Source organism: Micromonospora sp. CMU55-4, assembly GCF_011602315.1.
In the GTDB taxonomy this organism is placed as follows: Bacteria; Actinomycetota; Actinomycetes; order Mycobacteriales; family Micromonosporaceae; genus Micromonospora; species Micromonospora chalcea.
In genome coordinates, this window is the sequence record NZ_JAAOLH010000004.1 from 436,341 (window position 1) to 455,635 (window position 19,295).

Annotated in this window: 15 protein-coding genes; 10 read left to right on the forward strand and 5 right to left on the reverse strand. The window is 73.3% G+C overall.

Going from position 1 to position 19,295, the window contains the following annotated elements; translation table 11 throughout:
• Positions 1-5: 5 nt before the first annotated feature.
• Entirely contained in the window at positions 6-944 is a 939-nt protein-coding gene (locus HA073_RS10270) for a 3-oxoacyl-[acyl-carrier-protein] synthase III C-terminal domain-containing protein (protein ID WP_043323271.1), read from the reverse strand.
• A gap of 71 nt (positions 945-1,015) precedes the next feature.
• Here HA073_RS10270 and HA073_RS10275 point away from each other — a divergent pair, with 71 nt between their 5' ends.
• From HA073_RS10275 to HA073_RS10315, 9 genes are all read left to right on the forward strand, one after another.
• The gene (locus HA073_RS10275; RefSeq protein WP_051610904.1) at positions 1,016-2,212 is read left to right on the forward strand and encodes a glycosyltransferase; all 1,197 of its coding nucleotides are present in this window, start codon (positions 1,016-1,018) and stop codon (positions 2,210-2,212) included.
• A 48-nt stretch (positions 2,213-2,260) separates the two neighbouring features.
• Entirely contained in the window at positions 2,261-3,238 is a 978-nt protein-coding gene (locus HA073_RS10280; RefSeq protein WP_043323273.1) for a daunorubicin resistance protein DrrA family ABC transporter ATP-binding protein, read from the forward strand.
• A gap of 23 nt (positions 3,239-3,261) precedes the next feature.
• A complete protein-coding gene (locus HA073_RS10285; protein WP_030499122.1) occupies positions 3,262-4,026 on the forward strand; it encodes an ABC transporter permease in 765 nt (254 codons plus the stop codon).
• 121 nt (positions 4,027-4,147) lie between these two features.
• Complete coding sequence (locus tag HA073_RS10290; RefSeq protein WP_043323274.1) at positions 4,148-5,800, forward strand: class I adenylate-forming enzyme family protein; 1,653 nt, start codon at positions 4,148-4,150, stop codon at positions 5,798-5,800.
• A 44-nt stretch (positions 5,801-5,844) separates the two neighbouring features.
• Positions 5,845-6,321, forward strand: coding sequence for a hypothetical protein (locus HA073_RS10295; protein ID WP_043323276.1), 477 nt, complete (start codon positions 5,845-5,847; stop codon positions 6,319-6,321).
• A 347-nt stretch (positions 6,322-6,668) separates the two neighbouring features.
• Entirely contained in the window at positions 6,669-7,667 is a 999-nt protein-coding gene (locus HA073_RS10300) for a glycoside hydrolase family 11 protein (RefSeq protein WP_064445607.1), read from the forward strand.
• Positions 7,668-7,800: 133 nt separating this feature from the next.
• Positions 7,801-8,229, forward strand: a complete 429-nt coding sequence (locus HA073_RS10305; protein WP_030499126.1) for a Fur family transcriptional regulator — start codon at positions 7,801-7,803, stop codon at positions 8,227-8,229.
• Between the two features lie 23 nt (positions 8,230-8,252).
• On the forward strand, positions 8,253-10,529 hold the full coding sequence (gene katG, locus HA073_RS10310; RefSeq protein WP_113972965.1) for a catalase/peroxidase HPI: 2,277 nt from the start codon (positions 8,253-8,255) through the stop codon (positions 10,527-10,529).
• Between the two features lie 381 nt (positions 10,530-10,910).
• Positions 10,911-13,121: a carbohydrate-binding module family 20 domain-containing protein gene (locus tag HA073_RS10315; protein WP_166456233.1), complete on the forward strand. Its 2,211-nt coding sequence runs from the start codon at positions 10,911-10,913 to the stop codon at positions 13,119-13,121.
• Positions 13,122-13,174: 53 nt separating this feature from the next.
• Here the strand turns inward: HA073_RS10315 and HA073_RS10320 are convergent, their stop codons facing one another.
• Positions 13,175-13,696, reverse strand: coding sequence for an RICIN domain-containing protein (locus HA073_RS10320; RefSeq protein ID WP_043323284.1), 522 nt, complete (start codon positions 13,694-13,696; stop codon positions 13,175-13,177).
• 194 nt (positions 13,697-13,890) lie between these two features.
• Between HA073_RS10320 and HA073_RS10325 the strand changes: the two genes are divergently transcribed.
• The gene (locus HA073_RS10325; protein ID WP_166456234.1) at positions 13,891-16,665 is read left to right on the forward strand and encodes a LuxR family transcriptional regulator; all 2,775 of its coding nucleotides are present in this window, start codon (positions 13,891-13,893) and stop codon (positions 16,663-16,665) included.
• On the opposite strand, the gene HA073_RS10330 is transcribed toward HA073_RS10325, so the two are convergent.
• From HA073_RS10330 to HA073_RS10340, 3 genes are all read right to left on the reverse strand, one after another.
• Positions 16,593-17,810 (reverse strand): MFS transporter, encoded by a 1,218-nt coding sequence (locus HA073_RS10330; RefSeq protein ID WP_166456235.1) that lies wholly within the window; start codon positions 17,808-17,810, stop codon positions 16,593-16,595. The genes HA073_RS10325 and HA073_RS10330 overlap by 73 nt on opposite strands.
• A 76-nt stretch (positions 17,811-17,886) precedes the next feature.
• Positions 17,887-18,360, reverse strand: coding sequence for a hypothetical protein (locus tag HA073_RS10335; protein ID WP_166456236.1), 474 nt, complete (start codon positions 18,358-18,360; stop codon positions 17,887-17,889).
• Positions 18,361-18,434: 74 nt separating this feature from the next.
• Entirely contained in the window at positions 18,435-19,247 is an 813-nt protein-coding gene (locus tag HA073_RS10340) for a hypothetical protein (RefSeq protein WP_309228005.1), read from the reverse strand.
• Between the last annotated feature and the right edge of the window lie 48 nt (positions 19,248-19,295).

Here is a 19,295-nt window from a genome sequence, read left to right on the forward strand (position 1 = left end):
GCCGCTCAGTGCTCGAAGACCATGGCGGCGAACGTCGCGCCGTCCCCGGCGCCCACCGCCGCGACCAGATAGCGGTCACCGGGCCGGAGCAGGTCGCGCTGCCGGGCGGTGCGGTAGTTGACGAACGCGTCGGCGCAGAACACGTGCCCGGTCTCGGTGACGTTGTCCAGCAGCACCCGGTCCAGCGGCAGCCCGATCAGCCGGCACAGCCGCTTCCAGGTCATCAGGTTCACGTTGTGCGGCAGCACCAGCCGCAGCTCGGACAGCGTCGTGCCGGACCGCTCCAGCGCCCGGCCGATCACCTCGGCCAGCGCCGGCCGGTACGCCCGCTGGAACCGCGCCGGGGACTCGCCGCCGGCCACGTCGAACTCGCCCCGCTGGTGGCAGGCGTACGCGAGCAGCCGGTCCCGGCCGCCACCGGCGCTGAGCAGGCAGGCCGAGGCGCCCTCGCTGAACACCGACGTCTCCGGGATGAACTGGGCGTCACGGGTGAACGCCTTCTCGCCGGTCAGCACCAGCGCCAGCGGCGGGCCGTCCGGCGTGTTCGGTTCGGACGCGAGCAGCCGCCCGGCCACGTCGATCGCGGCGAGCGCGCTGGCGCAGGACTGCTGGGTGAGCGTGAACGCGAGCGCGTGGCCCAGCCCGAGCGCGCGGCACACCTCGTGCAGCGGGTTGACCGGGTAGGGGGTGACCACCGGGAAGGCCCGCCCGTACACCACGAACCGCACCCGCCGCCGCAGCGTGTGCAGCGCGGTGAGGCCGTGCGCGGCGCGCAGCAGCAGGTCGGTCAGGGACAGCCCGGGGTCGCGGCGGACCTCGGTCAGGCCGTGGAAGCGGCGGAACAGGCGCACCTGCATGTCGCTCAGGCCCAGTGGCGCGGCCAGGCTCTCGACCGGCACCCGGCGCTGCGGCAGGAACACCGAGACGGCCTCGATGGCCGTCATGCGCGAACCGTCACGACACGGATCAGATCAGTGACGCCGATGGATGTCAACGCGCGTGCGATCATATCGACGTGGCTCGCTTCCTGTTCGTCGTCCTGCCGGTGGAGTCCCATCTGAACGCGCCGGTCGCCATCGCCCAGGAGCTGGAGGCGGCCGGGCACGAGGTGGCCTGGGTCGGGCCGCGCAGCGACCTGCGCCCGCTGGTCGGCCCGGACGCCACGCTGTTCCCCACCGGCAAGCGCTACTACCGCCCCGACGACGCGGCCGGGATGGCCTCGGTGCGCAGCCTCTGGGAGGGGCACGTGCTGCCCGCGAACCGGTTCATCCGCGACGCCGCCGACGCCGCCGTCGAGCGGTACCGGCCGGACGTGGTGGTGGCCGACCAGTACGCGCTGGCCGGCGCGCTCGCCGCGCACCGCCGCGGGCTGCCGTGGGCGACGTTCTGCGTCGGCATGCTGGAGCTGACACCGCCGACCGAGGAGATGCCCGAGTTCACCGGCTGGGTGGACGCCCAGGTCCGCCGCGTGTGGGCGATGACCGACCTGCCCGTGGACGAGACGATCGACCTGCGCTTCTCGCCGTACCTCGTGATCGGCCTGACCACGACGGCGCTCACCGGCCCGGCGCTGCTGCCGCCGGGCTGCGTGCTCACCGGGCCGGCGCTGGGACGGCGGCCGAACGCGCCCGCGTTCGCCTGGGAGGCATGGGATCCCGGCCGCCGGCACGTGCTCGTCACGGTCGGCACGATGGCCGAGCACCTCGCCGCCGACTTCTACCGGCGGATGACGGCGGCGACCGCGCCGCTCGCCGACCGGGTCCAGGTGATCCTCACCGCCGGCGCCGGACTGGTGCCCGACCCGCCGCCGCACGTGCTCGTCGCGCCCCGGGTGCCGGTGCTCGCGCTGATGCCCCGGCTCGACGCCCTCGTGTCGCACGGCGGGCTGGGCACCGTGTCCGAGGCGCTGGCCCACGGTGTGCCGGTGGTGGTCGCGCCGATCCGGCACGACCATCCGGCGGTGGCGCGGCAGGTGCGCCGGGCCGGCGCCGGACTGGAGGTCTCCTTCGGCTCCGCGACCCCGGCGGAGCTGACCGCCGCGCTGAGCGCGGTGCTCGACGAACCCGCGTACCGGGCGGGAGCGCGCCGGGTGGGGGAGTCGTTCGCGGCGGCCGGCGGCGCCCGCGCGGCGGCGGCACGTCTCGCCGTGTTGGCACGCACGGCTCCCGACACTGACGCATCGACCGTTGTCCAACCGTCGGGGCCGAACTAGCCTGACCTGACGCACCCGCGCCGGCGTCGCGCCGCACGAGGAGGCTCGATGATCGAGGCCACCGGCCTACGCAAGTCCTTCCGGGTCGGACGTGGCCGCGGCGCCACCACTGTCGAGGCGGTACGCGGCGTCGACTTCGCGGTCCGGCGCGGCGAGATCGTCGGATTCCTCGGCCCCAACGGCGCGGGCAAGTCCACCACGCTGCGGATGCTCGCCACGCTGATCCGGCCCAGCGGGGGAGCGGCCACCATCGCCGGGGTCGACCTGCTGCGCGCGCCCGCGCAGGTGCGGCGGCGGATCGGCTTCGTGGCGCAGGCCAGCGGCACCTACGACGACTCGACCGCCCGGCGGGACCTGGTCCTCCAGGCCCGGATGCACGGGCTGTCCAAGTCGGTGGCGCAGGAGCTGGCCGCCGGGGCGATCCGCGCGTTCCAGCTCGACGACTTCGCCGACCGCAAGATCAAGACGTACTCGGGCGGGCAGCGCCGCCGCCTCGACGTCGCGCTCGGCGTCATCCACTCGCCGCAGGTGATGTTCCTGGACGAGCCGACGGCGGGGCTCGACCCGCCCAGCCGGGTCCGGATGTGGCAGGAGGTACGGCGGCTGCGCGAGGAGGGCATGACCATCTTCCTCACCACGCACTACCTGGACGAGGCCGACAGCCTCTGCGACCGCGTCTCGATCATCGACGCCGGGCGGATCGTGGCCGAGGGCACCCCGTCGGCGCTCAAGCGCGAGATCTCCGGCGACGTGGTCGCCGTCGACTTCGCCGCCGCCGACGTCGCGGACGAGACCGGCGGCGACCTGCCGGCCGCGACGAAGCTGCTGGCCGAGGCGCCGTACGTGCACGCGGCCGAGCCGGTCGACGGCACGCTGCGGCTCTACGTCGACAGCGCCGCCACGGCCATCCCGCAGGTCATGCGGGCGCTCTACGACCGGGGCATCGAGCCCGGCGCGATCGAGGCCCGCCGGCCCAGCCTCGACGACGTGTTCCTGGCCAAGACCGGCCGGTCGCTCGCCGAGTGACCGGACGCCGAGAGGAGTACGGCGTGAAGCTCGTCCGCGACACCTGGCTGATCTTCCAGCAGGAGGCCGGCCTGATGGTGCGTAACCCGGTGATGGTGGCGTTCAGCCTGGCCCAGCCGATCACCTACCTGATCCTCTTCGCGCCGTTCCTCAAGGTGGTGATGGTCGACCGGGGCGCCTCGACCTACGCCGACGCGTACCGCATCTACGTACCCGGCCTGTTCGTGGCGATGGGCCTGTTCGGCGGCCTGTTCGCCGGTTACGGGCTGCTCAGCGCGCTGCGCGCGGGCATCATCGACAGGTGCCGGGTGACGCCGGTGAGCCGGACCGGCCTGCTGCTGGGCCGGGCGCTGATGCACGTGTGCCTCAACGTGGTGCAGGCCATGGTGGTCACGCTCGTGGCGCTGCCGTTCGGCCTGCGGGTGCACCTGGCGAACCTGCTGGTGTCGTACGCGCTGCTGTCGGTGATGGTGCTGCTGAGCACCTCGATCTCGTACGACATCGCGTTGCTGGTCCGCAACGAGAACAGCCTCGGCGTGCTGGTGAACACCGTCGGGCAGCCGGTGTCGCTGCTGGCCGGCGTGCTCATCCCGCTCGTGCTGGCGCCGATGTGGATCCAGCGGGTCGCGGTGTGGAACCCGTTCGCCTGGGCCACCGACGGCATGCGGGCGCTGTTCGCCGGCCAGATCACCCAGAGCGTGGTCTGGCAGGGCGCGCTCATCATGTCCGGGCTGGCCGCGGCGAGCCTGTTCTGGTCGTCGCGCCTGTTCAACCGCGACGTCTCCTGACCGAGCGTACATCGAGCATTGTCTCAGCGTGGCGGGCGCTCTAGCCTGAGCGTGTCCCCGCCCGGCGGCCGGTACGCCGCCGGCGCGGCCGTGACGTGTGTCAGCTGAGGAGGCGACTCGTTTGGGTGCCGACAACTTCCGCGCGACGCTGGCGGCCGACATGGAGCTGGGCGCGGGCAACGTGCTGCTCCGGCTGGCCGAGCACGGCGCCGACATGGACATGCCCCGGGTGACGTTCGACGTCGACGTCGACGGCATCCCCGCCTGGACGCCGCTGTCGCTCGCCACCCTGACCGAGCGGGTCGCGGCGCGGGCGGCGTGGTTCCGGGCGCGCGGCGTCCGCCGGGCCGACCCGATCGCGGTGTACGTGACCTCGGCGCCGGACGTGTTCCTCAACTTCCTGGCGCTGACCTGGCTCGGCGCGATCCCGGCGCTGATGAACGGCAACATGCCGATCGAGCTGGCGGCCGAGTTCGTGCGGCGGCTGCGCGCCGCCGGGGTGGTGGTCGACGCCGACCACGCCGCCCTGGCCGGGCACGACCTCGGCGCGCCGGTCCTCGGCGACGCGGCGCAGACCGGCGCGGGCGACCCGGCGCAGGCCCCGCCGCACCACCGGCACCACCCGCAGGACCCGGTGGTCATCACCCACTCCTCGGGCACCACCCGGGTGCCGGCGGCGATCGTCCACTCGCACCACGGCCTGTTCGCCGCGATCCGCGCGGTCCGGCTCACCGAGTCCCGGCCGTACGGCGAGGTGCGGGAGATGTCCGCGCTGCCGGCCGCGCACGCCGCCGGCATCATCACGCTCAACCAGGCGCTCTGCAACGGCTACCAGCTGCTGTGCCTGTCCGCGCAGGGCGGCCCGTTCGCGCGCAGCGCCGAGACGATCCTCTCCGCGATCGAACGGTGGCGCCCCACCGGCGTCTTCGGCTTCGCGGTGACCTGGTCCGAGCTGGCCCGGGTCGACCTCACCACCCGCGACCTCAGCTCGGTGCGCAACTGGTTCAACACCGGAGACTGCGCGCACGAGTCGCACGTACGCCGGCTGGTCGCGGTCGGCAGCCATCCCACGTACACCCGCGACGGCATGGTGGACGCCCCCGGCTCGAAGTTCGTCGACATGCTCGGCTCCACCGAGATGGGGCACGGCGCGTTCCGGATCACCCACCGGCTGGGCAGCGACCGGTACGACCGCTGTGTCGGCAAGCCGTACCCGTTCGCCGAGATCGCGCTGCTCGACGTGGAGACCGGTGAGGAGGTAGCGCCGGGGCAGGTGGGGCACGTCGGCCTGAAGTCGCCGACGCTGGCGCTCGGGTACTGGAACGACTCGGTCACCACGTACCGCACCCGGCTGGGCGGTTACTACCTCACCGGCGACCTGATGTACCGCGACGAGGCCGGCGACTACCACCACGTCGACCGGGCCAGCGACGCGGTCGACCTGGGCGGCGGGACCTGGCTGTACACCGCGCTGTCCGAGGAGCGCGTCCTGCGGCACTGCCCGGACGTCCGTGACTGCACTGTGGTCGCGGCGGCGGCCGAGGACGGCACGACCGTCACCGACGTGCTGCTCCTGCTCGCCGAGGACGCGGATCCGGCGCGTGACCGCACCGACCGGGTCCGGGCCGCGCTGGGCCCCGCGGTGGCCGCGACGCTGCGCCGGGTGGTGACCGTCCCGGACGACGACGTGGTCATGGGACCCACCGGCAAGGTCCGCAAGTTCCTGATGCGACAGCGCCTGCTCGCCGGCGCCGCGGCGCCCGGCGCCGGCTGAGCGGGGGAGATCGACACCTGGCGCGGCCGTGCCAGAATCTGGCCGTGTCCTACCTCCCCTCGCAGCCGTACCCGCCGATGCACGGCGTCGTCCCGCTGATCGCCTACCCGCACCCGATCACCCCGCCGCCGGGCTGCGGAGTGCTCGTGGTCTCGGTGAACCGGGGGCCGTACATGATTCCCGCGCCGGTCACCAGCCGCTTCAAGATCGACCGCCAGCTGGTCGCGATCCCGGGCGAGGGCACGTGGCACGTCGCCGTCCCGGCCGGCGGGCACGACGTCCGCTACACCGACTTCATGGGCGTCCCGCTGATGACCACGTCGCTCATGGTCCAGCCGGGAGCCGCCCACCACCTGGTGTTCCGCTTCGGCGGTTGGCGCAACCGGGTGCACGACGGGTACGGCACCGACGTGACGCGGTTCGGCCTGTGGTCGAACTACTCGGTCGCCCTCGTCACGCTCGTCGTCGGCGGGCTGGCCTGCTGCGGCGTGTTCGGGGTGATGCTGGGCTCGACCGGGTAGCGGCGCCCGGCGCGGGCCCGGCCTTGATCCGGAAAGCCGCCGAAACTTCCGGTCACCATCGCTTACTCGGCTCGTTCAAGAGACCCCCGGCAGGGCTGCGAAAGCCTCACGCGGCAGCGCTACGCCCTATTTGTGCCACTTCGGGTTTCCACAACATTTCCGGAACTTGTTGACACGGAGAAATGAGCCTCCAATACTGTGGCCATCGGCGTATCTCGATTGACGTCGATGTCCGTCCACCGCCGTGGCGCGCAGTCGCCCGTCCCGCCGTCCACCAGCGGACGGCCACATGCGGCTCGTGCCACCCGGCTGGCCGCGCCAGCCGGTCACAGGGAGGAAACCCGTCCATGAACGACGCCCCCGTCCGCACGGGCAACCGCAGGCGCGGACGCCTCCGGATGCTCTTCGGCGGCGCCTGTGCCGTGGCGCTGATCGCCGCCGGGACGACGGCGGTCACGTCCGGCCCGGCCTACGCCGACACCACCGTCACGTCGAACTCGACCGGCACCAACAACGGCTACTTCTATTCCTTCTGGAAAGACAGTGGCAACGTCTCCATGACCATGGGCAACGGTGGTCAGTACAGCACCCAGTGGAGCAACATCAACAACTTCGTCGCCGGCAAGGGCTGGAACCCGGGCGGCCGCCGCACGGTCAGCTACTCCGGCAGCTTCAACCCGTCCGGCAACGCGTACCTGACGCTCTACGGGTGGACCCGCAACCCGCTCGTCGAGTACTACATCGTCGACAGCTGGGGCAGCTGGCGCCCGCCGGGCAGCGGCTACATGGGCTCGGTGTCCTCCGACGGCGGCACGTACGACATCTACCGCACCCAGCGGGTCAACGCCCCCTCGATCGAGGGCACGCGGACGTTCTACCAGTACTGGAGCGTCCGGCAGTCGAAGCGCGTGGGCGGCACCATCACCGCCGGCAACCACTTCGACGCCTGGTCCCGCTACGGCATGAACCTCGGTTCGCACGACTACCAGATCCTCGCCACCGAGGGCTACCAGAGCAGCGGCAACTCCAACATCACGATCGGCGGGACCAGCGGTAACCCGACCACCCCGCCGCCGAACAACGGTGGCTGCACGGTCAGTGTCAGCCGGGCCGAGGAGTGGGGCGACCGGTTCAACGTGACCTTCTCGGTCAGCGGCACCAGCAACTGGGTCGTCAGCATCCAGACCCAGGGCGGCCAGAGCCTGCAGAACAGCTGGAACGCCTCGGTCAGCGGCACCAGTGGCACGCTCACCGCGCGTCCCAACGGCAACGGCAACAACTTCGGCATCACGCTCTACAAGAACGGCAACAGCAACACGCCCACCGCGAGTTGCTCAGCCGCCTGAACCCTCTTCCGGGGAGGGGGTGCCGCGCCTGGCGCGGCACCCCCGTTTTCGTGTGCGCGGACGGCCGCGGTGGCGGCCGACACACCTGGGCAGAAACTTGATTCATTCCAAAAGACCGGGCTAAGGTCGTCGCATGACGGCCGACTTCGAGACGCAGCTCCGGGCGGTCTCGTTGCGGGTGACCCGGCCCCGGCTGGCGGTGCTCGCGGCGTTGCGCGACCACCCGCACGTCGACACCGACACCGTGATCGCGCTGGTCCGCGCGGAGCAGCCCACCGTGTCCCACCAGGCGGTCTACGATGTGCTGCGGGCCCTCACCGACGCCGGGCTGATCCGGCGCATCCAGCCGGCCGGCGCCACGGCCCGCTACGAGTCTCGGGTGGGAGACAACCACCATCACGTCGTGTGCCGTTCCTGCGGCGCCATCGCCGACGTCGAGTGTGCCGTCGGCAGCGCCCCCTGTCTCACCGCCTCCGACGACCACGGTTTCGTGGTGGACGAGGCGGAGGTCGTCTACTGGGGCGCCTGCCCCGGCTGCGCGGCCGACCGCACCGCCCAGTGATCCGCCAGTTCGGAAGGAAACAGATGAGCGACACCCAGGACAACCGGCCCGTCAGCCCGCAGGGCGTGGACGCGAAGGAGGCGGCCGGCTGCCCGGTCGCGCACGACTCCGTGACCGCGCACGGCAGCGAGAGCGAGAACCCGGCGATCGACTCGCCGACCCCGAAGACCGGCGGTCGTCCGCGCAGCAACCGTGACTGGTGGCCCAACCAGCTCGACCTGTCGGTGCTGCACGCCCACTCGGACAAGGGCAACCCGCTCGGCCCGGAGTTCAGCTACGCCCGGGAGTTCGCCAAGCTCGACGTCGAGGCGCTCAAGCGGGACATCACCGAGGTCCTCACCACCTCGCAGGACTGGTGGCCGGCCGACTTCGGCCACTACGGCGGCCTGATGATCCGGATGAGCTGGCACGCCGCGGGCACCTACCGCATCGAGGACGGCCGCGGTGGCGCCGGCGACGGCGGTCAGCGGTTCGCCCCGCTGAACAGCTGGCCGGACAACGCCAACCTGGACAAGGCCCGCCGGCTGCTCTGGCCGGTCAAGCAGAAGTACGGCCAGAAGATCTCCTGGGCCGACCTGCTGGTGCTCGCCGGCAACGTCGCGCTGGAGTCGATGGGCTTCAAGACCTTCGGCTTCGGCTTCGGCCGTGAGGACGTCTGGGAACCGGAGGAGATCTTCTGGGGCCCCGAGGACGCCTGGCTCGGCGACGAGCGCTACGCCTCCGAGAAGGAGATGGTGGCCGGCGTCGGCGCGACCGAGATGGGTCTGATCTACGTCAACCCGGAGGGCCCGCGCGGCAACGCCGACCCGCTCGCGGCGGCGCACTTCATCCGCGAGACGTTCCGCCGGATGGCGATGAACGACGAGGAGACCGTCGCGCTGATCGCCGGCGGCCACACCTTCGGCAAGACCCACGGCGCGGGCCCCGCCGACCAGCACGTCGGCCCCGAGCCGGAGGCCGCGCCGCTGGAGGCGCAGGGCCTGGGCTGGCTCAGCACGTACGGCGAGGGCAAGGGCGGCGACACGATCACCAGCGGTCTCGAGGTGACGTGGACCGACAAGCCGACGCAGTGGTCCAACCGGTTCTTCGAGATCCTCTTCGGCTACGAGTGGGAGCTGACCACCAGCCCGGGTGGCGCCAAGCAGTGGGTCGCCAAGGACGCCGAGGCGATCATCCCGGACGCCCACGACCCGTCGAAGAAGCACAAGCCGACGATGCTGACGACCGACCTGTCGCTGCGCGTCGACCCGGCGTACGAGAAGATCTCCCGCCGGTTCCTGGAGAACCCGGACGAGTTCGCGCTGGCGTTCGCCAAGGCCTGGTACAAGCTGCTGCACCGTGACATGGGCCCGGTCAGCCGCTTCCTCGGCCCGTGGGTGCCGGAGGCCCAGCTCTGGCAGGACCCGGTGCCGGCCGTCGCGCACGAGCTGGTGAACGACGCCGACGTCGCCGCGCTCAAGGCGAAGGTGCTGGAGTCCGGTCTCACCACCGCCCAGCTGGTCTCCACCGCCTGGGCCTCGGCCGCGAGCTACCGCTCCACTGACAAGCGCGGTGGCGCCAACGGCGCGCGGATCCGCCTGGAGCCGCAGCGCAACTGGGAGGTCAACCAGCCCGAGCAGCTCGCCACCGTGCTGGCCACGCTGGAGGGCATCCAGCAGGAGTTCAACGCCGCCGGCGGCGCCCAGATCTCCCTCGCCGACCTGATCGTGCTGGCCGGCTCGGCCGCTGTCGAGCAGGCGGCGCGCGACGCTGGCGTCGAGCTGACCGTGCCGTTCCACCCGGGGCGTACCGACGCCACCCAGGAGCAGACCGACGTCGAGTCGTTCCGGGTGATGGAGCCGCGCGCCGACGGGTTCCGCAACTACCTGCGGCCGGGCGAGAAGACCCAGCCGGAGGTGCTGCTCGTCGACCGGGCGTACATGCTGAACCTGACCGCGCCGGAGATGACCGTGCTGGTCGGCGGTCTGCGCGCGCTCGGCAACAACGTCGGCGGCGCGTCGCACGGCGTGCTCACCGACCGGCCCGGCGTGCTCACCAACGACTTCTTCGTCAACCTGCTCTCCCCGGGCACCCGGTGGAAGGCGTCGGAGTCCGAGGAGCACGTGTACGAGATCCGGGACCTGGCCACCGACCAGGTCAAGTGGACCGCCACCGCGGTCGACCTGATCTTCGGCTCCAACTCGCAGCTGCGGGCCCTCGCCGAGGTCTACGCCAGCGACGACGCGCGGGAGAAGTTCGTGCGTGACTTCGTCGCCGCCTGGACGAAGGTCATGGAGCTGGACCGCTTCGACCTGGCCTGATCTGCCGTCTCCGAGCGAGCCCCGGTCCGTCGCGCCGCGACGGACCGGGGCTCGTCCCGTGTCCGGCCGGTGTCGGGGACCAGCGGCGCACACCCGGCCCGCAAACGTTGGAAAATCTGCTCAGAAGTTGCGGTCGTCCCGCGAAGCGGTTTGTTTCGTCCCGAGCGTCGGGATCTCGGTCGAGCGCCGGATTGCTCGGTCCAGCGTGGATCGCCGCTGGTGGTCGGGGATCTGACCCCGCTCGTGTTGCCTGCGGGTTTCGAAAACTTTGCCGCAAGCTCTTGCAAAGACTTTCATGGATGGCGCATCGTGTTCGCTACCCGGGACGGCCGCCCCACCCCCCGCTCACCCTTTCGAACCCACGGAAGAGGTCCCCCAACCATGCTTTCCGTCAGGCCACACCCCCGTGGCCGCGCCGGTCGCCTGCTGCTCGCCGCCGCGCTCGTCGCGGCGGCCGGCACGGTTGCCGTCGCGGCTGCCACCACCACCGCCGCACCCGCCCGCGCCGCCGTCGTACTCAACGACAGCGAGGTGACCGCCAACCTCTGGGAATGGAACTGGACCTCGGTCGCCGCCGCCTGCACCGACCACCTCGGACCGGCCGGCTACGGCGCGGTGCAGGTGGCGCCGCCGCAGGAGTCGGTGAAGCTGCCCGCCAGCGCCGACGGCGCCTACCCGTGGTACGAGGTGTACCAGCCGGTGTCGTACAAGCTGGACAGCCGGTTCGGCAACCGCCAGCAGTTCGCCGCGATGGTCACCGCCTGCCACAACGCCGGTGTGCGCGTCTACGTCGACGCGGTGGTCAACCACATGGCCGGCACCAACAACCCGGCCGGTACGCGCGGCTACGCCGGCACCGAGTTCTCCGGCTACAGCTACCCGGCCGTGCCGTACGGCGACGGCGACTTCCACCGTCCCGGCGACAACTGCCCGACCGGCGGCGCCATCAACGACTGGAACAACGAGGCCCAGGTGACCAGCTGCGAGCTGCTGTCGCTGTCGGACCTGTACACCGAGAAGGAAGCGGTCCGGAACAAGATCGCCGCGTACCTCAACGACCTGATCGGGCTCGGCGTCGACGGCTTCCGGGTCGACGCGGTCAAGCACATCCGCAAGGACGACTTCGCGGCCATCCTCGGCAAGCTGAACAACACGGTCGTCGAGGGCCGGCGTCCGTACGTCGCGCAGGAGATCTTCGACGGGGCGAGCAACTCCGCGCTGCAGGCCCGCGCGTACATCGCCAACGGCGACGTGCTCGACTTCGCGTACGCCAAGGGCATCCGCTCGGCCTTCCAGGGCTCCATCTCGGCGCTGGCCAACGTGCCGAACTGGAACCTCGACGCGCCCGGCGCCAACGTCTTCGCCATGGTCACCAACCACGACCTGGAGCGCGACGGCGTGGTGCTGTCGTACAAGAACGGCACCGACTACGTGCTGGCCAACTACTTCGCGCTGGCCTACCCGCACGGCAAGCCGTCGGTCTACGACAGCTTCACCTGGTCCAACCGCAACCAGTCCCCGCCGCACGACGGCACCGGACGGGTCACCGACACGGTCTGCGGCGCCGCCTGGACCTGCCTGAGCCGCACCACCGGCGTCAAGGGCATGGTCGGCTGGGCCAACGCCGCCCGCCCGGTGAAGACCGTCTCGGACTTCACCACGGTGAACAGCAACGTGATCGGCTTCCACCGGGGCGACCGGGCGTGGATCGGCATCAACGACTCCGGCTCCGCCACCACCGCCACCTTCACCACCGGGCTCGCCGATGGCCGGTACTGCGACGTCATCTCCGGCGTCGCCACCGGCAGCGGCTGCACCGGCTCCACGGTGACCGTGTCCGGCGGCCGGGCCACCGTGACCCTCCCCGCCAACGACGCGGTCGCGATCCACGTGAACGCCCGGCCGGGCGCGAGCCCGTCCCCGTCGGCCTCCCCGACCGTGTCGCCCACCGTGTCGCCGTCGCCGACCGTGTCCCCCACGGTGAGCCCGGGTGACCGGATCGCCACCACGTTCACCGTCACCGCGAACCTGGCCGCCGGGCAGGACGTCCGCGTCGTCGGCAGCATCCCCGCGCTGGGGTCGTGGACGCCCGCGAGCGGCGTCAAGCTCACCGCGCAGGGCGGCGGCGTCTACCGCGCCACTGTCGACCTGCCCCGGTCCACCGCGGTGGAGTACAAGTTCGTCAAGCTGACCGCCGCCGGCGCGGTCACCTGGGAGTCCGGCGCCAACCGGACGCTCACCACGCCGGCCACCGGCACGTACGCAGTGACCGAGACGTTCCGCGGTGACACCGTCTCCACGGCTGTGGCCACCACGTTCTCCGTCACCGCGACCACCGCCTACGGGCAGAACGTGTTCGTCGTCGGCAACATACCGGCGCTCGGCGGCTGGAACCCGGCCGCCGCCGTCGCGCTCTCCTCGGCCGCGTACCCGGTCTGGCGGGCCACCGTCGACCTGCCCGCGAACACCGCTGTCGAGTACAAGTACGTCAAGAAGAACCCGGACGGGACGGTGACCTGGGAGTCCGGCGCGAACCGGACGCTCACCACGCCGGCCGGCGGCACCCGGGCCGTCACCGACACCTGGCGCTGACGATCGTGCGGCCCGTCCCCCTCACCCCTGGGGACGGGCCGCATCCGCGCCGGTCAGACCGCCGCGAACGACCAGACCTGGGCCGGGTTGCCGAACCCGGTGCAGCGGTAGATCTGGACCGTCGCGCCGTCGGCGTCCGATCCACTCCGCACGTCCATGCACCGGCCACCGACCTGCGACTTGATCTGGTGCACCCCCGCGAACGAGTTCGGGTCGACCGTCCACTTCATGCTCGACGTGCCGGTGCAGGCCCACTGCTGCAACGGCGTGCCGTCGGCGTTCACCCCGTTGCGGACGTCCACGCACATGCCGCTGAACTGGTTGACGAACGTGTAGGTGTCCCTGCCCACCGGCGACCAGCGCTGCACGGCCTGGCCGTCACAGGTGCGCTGCACGACCCGGCCGCCGAGCGACGACGGGGCGCCGGACCGGTCCACCTCCAGGCACTTGCCGCTGCCGTAGTTGACGATGGCGTAGTGGCCGCTGGCGGCCTGTGCCGGCGGGCCGTACGCCACCCCGAACCCGGCGGCGAGCAGTCCCGCCGCCAGCACCCCGGCCGCTCTCTTCCCGATCATGGTGTCTCCCCTCGGAGTCGTGTCGTCGTCCCGGATCCGCCGGTGGTCACCGGCCGGACGACTGGGGAAGACGCTAGGGAGCCGCGACGGCACCCGGATCCGGGTTCCTCCTAGTCGACGAGGCCGCGCGGGCACCCTGTCGGGTTCGCGTCGCGCCCGCCCGGACGGACCACACCGGCGGCTAGCGTGCGGTCATGGGCAGCGGTCCGGCGCCGGCCGGTGCCGTCGGCACGGCCACGGACACCGGTGATGACGCCCTGCTCGGGCGCGCCGACGAGTGCCGGCGGCTCGGCGCGTTGCTGGCCGACGCGGTCGACGGTCACGGCGGCGCCCTGGTGCTGCGCGGTGCGGCAGGCGTGGGCAAGACGGCGCTGCTGGAGCACTGTGCCGCCCGGTCCACCGGGATGCGGGTGCTGCGCGCCACCGGCGCGCCGTTCGAGGCGGACCTGCCGTTCTCCGCGCTGCACCAACTGGCGCGGCCACTGCTGCACCGGCTCGGCGATCTGCCCGCGCAGCAGGCCGACGCGCTGCGTACCGTATTCGCCATCGACGGCAGTTCCCGTCCGGTCAACCGGCTCGCCGCGTACGTGGCGACGCTGAGCCTGCTCACGACGGCGGCCGAGGACACGCCGGTGCTCTGCCTGGTCGACGACGCGCACTGGATCGACCCGGCCTCCGCCGAGGCGTTGCTGTTCACCGCCCGGCGGCTGCTCGCGGACCGGGTCGCCGTCGTCTTCGCGGCCCGCGACGCCCCCGCGTTCCCCGCGCCCGGCCTGCCGGAGCTGCCGCTGACCGGTCTGGCGCGCGACGACGCGATCCGGCTCGCCATGCGCGCCGGCCTGGACCGCCGGGTCGCCGCCGACCTGGCGGCGGCCACCGCCGGCAACCCGCTCGCGCTGACCGAGCTGCCGGCGACGCTGTCCGAGGAGCACCGCAACGGGTGGCTGCCGCTGCGGGAGCCTCTCGTGCTCGTCGAACGCATCGAGACGACCGTCCTGGCGCACGCCCGCGGGCTGCCCGACGACACCTGGCGTGCGCTCGTCGCCTGCGCGGTCACCGAGGTCACCACCCCGGCGCTGCTGGAGCGGATCCTGGTGGCGGACGGGCTGCGCCTGGGCGTGCTGGACCCGGCGGTCGACGCCGGGCTGATCCGGGTGACCGACCGTGAGGTGACGTTCCGCCACCCGCTGACCCGCGCCGCGGTGCACTCGGTCGCCGGCCCCGGCCGGCGGCGGGCCGCCCACCTGGCGGTGGCCGCCGCGCTCACCGGCGACGACACCGCCGACCGCCGGGCCTGGCATCTCGCGGCCGCCACCACCGTGCCCGACGAGGGCGTCGCCGCGTTGCTGGCCGACTCCGCCGAGCGGGCGCAACGCCGGGGCGGCGTGGTGGCCGAGGCCCGCGCCTACGAACGGTCCGCCCGTCTCACCCCGGACCCGGACGTACGCGCGTCCCGGCTCGCCGCCGCGTCGCGCGCCTGGGCCAACGCCGGCGCGAGCCGGCACGCGATCACGCTGGGGGAGGAGGCGATCGGACTGACCCGGCGCGTCGACCTGCGCTGCCGGGTCAAGCCGTTGCTCGCCCACCTGGCGCAGCAGCACGGTGACACGGCGGGCGCCGAGGCGTACCTGGCCGACGCGCAGGCGTACGCGCAAGCGGATCCGCTCGGCGCGGCCCGGCTGATGAGCGCCCGCGTCAACCAGTTCTGGGCGCGGCTGGACGTCACCGGCATGGTGCCGCTGTGCGCGCGGGTGGCCGAGCTGGCCGCCGCGGACGCGGGCGCGACCTGGCCGAAGGGCCCGATCCGGCTGGCCGCGGCACAGGTGCTGGCCGGGCTGCCCGAAGGGGTCGCGTCGGCCCGTGCCCTGGTCGCCGCCTGCGCCGGCCACGCCGACGGCTCGGCGGCGGAGCTGGCCGAGGTGTTCTGCTGGCTCGGGGACCACGACACCGCGCGGGCGCTGCTGGAACCGGAGATCGACCGGGCCCGCGCCGCCGACGACGTGTTCCTGCTGGCGTACGCCCTGCCCCGGCTCGCCGGGCTGGAGTGGCGCACCGGCCGGCTGCACGCGGCGTACCAGGCCGCCGCCGAGGCGGTCCGGATCGCCGAGCAGGTGGCGCTTCCGGTGCTGCGGGCGGAGGCGCTGGCCGCGCTGGCCCTGGTGGAGGCGCTGCTCGGCGAGGAGCCGGAGGCGCTCGCGCACGTCGAGGACGCCCGCCGGCTCCTGCCGGGCGAGTTCCGGGAGATCGAGGTCCGGCTCCGCTACGCCACCGGAATCGCGGCGGCGGTGGGGGCGCGCTGGCAGGACGCCGTGACCGAGCTGGAACGGGTCCGCCGGGCCCAGCGCGACGGCGGCATCGCCGAACCGGGGTGGCTGCCCGTCGCGGCCGAGCTGGCCGAGGCGTACGCGCACCTGTCCGACCCGCAGCGGTCGGCGCGGCGGCTGCGCGACCTGGCCGGGGCCGGCGGTGCCGCCGCCCGCGCCGCCGCCGCGCGCGTCGAGGGCCTGCTCGCCGGCGAACCGGACCTGGACGAGGTCTTCGCGGCGGCGCTGGCCCGGTGCGATCCCGCCGTCGTCCCGCTGGAACGGGCCCGGACGCTGCTCAGCTACGGGCAGCGGCTGCGCCGGGCCCGGCGCCGCCGGGACGCGCGGGTCCAGTTGCACGCCGCGCTGCGGTTGTTCGAGGCGCTCGGCGCGCAGGGCTGGGCGCGGCGGTGCCGCACCGAGATCGACGCCACCGGCTGGCGGCCGCCCGAGCCCGGCGACCGGACCGTCGACCGGCTGACCGGCCAGGAACGCCTGATCGCCCTGCACGTGGCGGAGGGCCTGACGAACCGGGAGATCGCGGCCCGGGTCTTCCTGTCGCCGAAGACCGTCGAGTACCACCTCGGCAACGTCTACCGGAAGCTTCGGCTGCGCTCCCGGCCGGAGCTGATCCGCCACCTGTCCGGCCCGCCGGCCGCGGGCTGACGACCCGGCCGGGCGGCCGCCAGTGCCGCGGCCAGGCACGCCACGGCGGCGAGTACCAGCGGCGGCCGGCCGCCGACCGCGACCGCCGCCGACCCGAGCGGGATGGCCAGCGTGATCGGGCCGAACATCACCGTGTTCGCCGTCCCGGCGACCCGCCCGAGCATCTCCCGCGGCGTGTACGTCTGCACGGCGGTGACCGCCGCGACGAGCGTCCACGGCAGACCGACGCCGATCACCACCGAGGCGGCGACCGTGCCCGGCCACCACGGCAGGCAGCGTCCCAGACAGCCGGCCGCGAACAGGACCGCGCCGGCGACCCCCACCGTGATCTCGCCGTGGCGGCGGACGAGCCGGCCGACGACCAGCCCGGCGAGCAGCGATCCGCCACCCTGCGCGCCGGCGAGCACGCCGAGGAAGGTGGACGGCAGCCCGAGGCCGGTCACCACCACGTCGTACAGCGCCGCGGTGGTGAAGCCGGACATCGCGATGGACGCCGCCGCGAGCGCCACCGGCACGCGTACCGCCCGCCGGGCCAGGAGCGCGGTCAGCCCGGCCCGCAGCCCCACCGCGGGTGCGGTCGGGGGAGCGGACGCCGCCCGGGCCAGGCGTAACGCGCCGTACAGGGCGGCCACGAGCACCGGTACGACGGCGGCGAGCACCGCGACGACGTGCCCGCCCCGCCACGCGTACAGGCCCGCCCCGGCCAGCGGCGCGACCAGCTTCACGCCCTCCTGCGCGCTCGACCGCCAGCCGTTGACGTCGGCCAGCCGGGCCGGGGGGAGCGCGGCGGGCAGCAGCGCGGTCTCGCCGGCGTCGACGAGCACGTATCCGATCCCGTAGGCGAGCGAGACGGCGTAGATCAGCCACGCCTGGCCGGGCCCGCGCACCGCCAGCAGGCTCAGCAGCGTGCCGGCGAGAGCGAGGTTGACGCCGACCACCAGGGGACGCCGGGGGACCCGGTCGAGCAGGCCGCCGAGCCAGGGGCCGGCCAGCGTCGGGGCGTAGACGCAGAGACCGGCCAGCGCCGCGAGCCCGGTGGAGCCGGTCAGGTCCAGGATCCAGATGCCGGAGACCAGGGCCATGGCGCTGCCGCCCAGCCCGGACAGCAGCGAGACGGCCACGAACAGGACGGCGTTGCGGCGCATGGGTCCCCCGAGAGTTGAGCCTGGAGGACTCATCCTCGGGACCTGAGCCGGGGCGTGGCAACACTTCGGGGCTACGTCAATGTCTTGTTGACAGTGTCGCCGTGATGCGCCCGGCGGCGTCGCGTACCGGAGGCGGCAGCCGGAGTCCGGCCCCGGCGAGATCGTCGGCGAGGTGCGCGGCCAGCGCGTACAGCGGCCCGGCGGGGGCGTCGAGCGCGAGCGCGCAGGTGCGGCGCGTCAACGCCGCGCGGGGGAAGCGCCCGTCCCACGCGCGGTCCGTCTCGATCCAGCGGCGCAGGTCGGCGACCGCCGCCCGCAGCACGGGCAGGTCGGGGGAGCCGGCCGGGTCGAGCCGGGTCACGCGGGCCCGCCGGGCCGCCGCGAGACGCTGCCGGCGCTGCTCGGCGGCCTGCCGGCTGCCCAGGCCCAGCGCCCGCGCGATGTCGGCCCAGGTGGCGCCGTCGTGCCGGGCCCGGTCGATCAGGTCCAGCTCGCGGTCGTCCAGCCGGACCCGGGTCGCGGCGATCTCGGACAGGCCGGCCAGGCTCACTCGTCAACGCTACATTGACATGGGCCCGAGAAGGTCAGTCCTCCGGCCGTCGCGCGGCAAACCGGGCCGGTGTCTCAGCGCGGCGGCGAGACGTACAGGCCCGTCCGGCAGCCGGTCTCGCCCGGCTCCAGCCAGATCCGGTCGTACCCGGGAGCCTCGATCTTCCCGGCCGGGGTGCGAACGAGCAGGAGGCAGTCCCGTTCGGCCGGTACGCCGACGGCGGCGACGAGCGCGCCCTCGTGCACCGTCGTGTCGACGGTGATCCAGTCCTGCGGGAACGCCGCCCGCACCGCGCCCGCAAGGGTGTCCGGGGTGGCGGTACGCAGCACGGCGGTGAGCCGCTGCCGCCCGTCCTCGGGCACCTTCGGCACCGGCGCGGCGGTGGGTGGCGAGGGCGCGGCCCCGCTCGGACAGTCGATCTCGTGGTACGTCGTGTAGCGGTAGAGCTGGAACTCGTACCGGTAGCAGCGGGTGGCGTCGCCGGCGCTGTTGCTCGCGCCGCCGACCGACACCGGCGGTCGTTCCGGCACCGTCACCACGAACCGCACGTCGACGGTGGCCCGCTCGTCTCTGGCGGTGCGGCCGGACCAGGCCAGGGCCTCCCGCCGGACGGTCTCGTCATCGCTCAACGCGGTGCCCTGCGGCTGCTGGACGATCTCGGCCGCCGCGATCGACCCGGCGTCGCGGACCCGGTTGCGGTGCCCGAGCTCCGTGTTGAGCTGCTTCGCCTCCGCCGCCGCGACGTCGCGCGCCAGTTCGTCGCCGCTCTCCTCGCCGAATCCCCTTCCGCATCCGACCGACGCGAGCAGGAGCACCGCGAGCGCCCAGCGGACCGGCCGGTGACGGGACGGGGGTGTCGGGCCGGCGGCGCTGCGTGTCCGGTTCACCGCACGGACGTTACCGACGAGTCGGACGCCGCGCTGCCCCGTACCGCG

Excerpts from the sequence above, each read along its gene's own strand:
- HA073_RS10270 (WP_043323271.1), bottom strand. The coding sequence starts at position 944 with ATGACGGCCATCGAGGCCGTCTCGGTGTTCCTGCCGCAGCGCCGGGTG.
- HA073_RS10280 (WP_043323273.1), top strand. The coding sequence starts at position 2,261 with ATGATCGAGGCCACCGGCCTACGCAAGTCCTTCCGGGTCGGACGTGGC.
- HA073_RS10300 (WP_064445607.1), top strand. The coding sequence starts at position 6,669 with ATGAACGACGCCCCCGTCCGCACGGGCAACCGCAGGCGCGGACGCCTC.
- HA073_RS10305 (WP_030499126.1), top strand. The coding sequence starts at position 7,801 with ATGACGGCCGACTTCGAGACGCAGCTCCGGGCGGTCTCGTTGCGGGTG.
- katG (WP_113972965.1), top strand. The coding sequence starts at position 8,253 with ATGAGCGACACCCAGGACAACCGGCCCGTCAGCCCGCAGGGCGTGGAC.
- HA073_RS10315 (WP_166456233.1), top strand. The coding sequence starts at position 10,911 with ATGCTTTCCGTCAGGCCACACCCCCGTGGCCGCGCCGGTCGCCTGCTG.
- HA073_RS10320 (WP_043323284.1), bottom strand. The coding sequence starts at position 13,696 with ATGATCGGGAAGAGAGCGGCCGGGGTGCTGGCGGCGGGACTGCTCGCC.
- HA073_RS10325 (WP_166456234.1), top strand. The coding sequence starts at position 13,891 with ATGGGCAGCGGTCCGGCGCCGGCCGGTGCCGTCGGCACGGCCACGGAC.
- HA073_RS10330 (WP_166456235.1), bottom strand. The coding sequence starts at position 17,810 with ATGCGCCGCAACGCCGTCCTGTTCGTGGCCGTCTCGCTGCTGTCCGGG.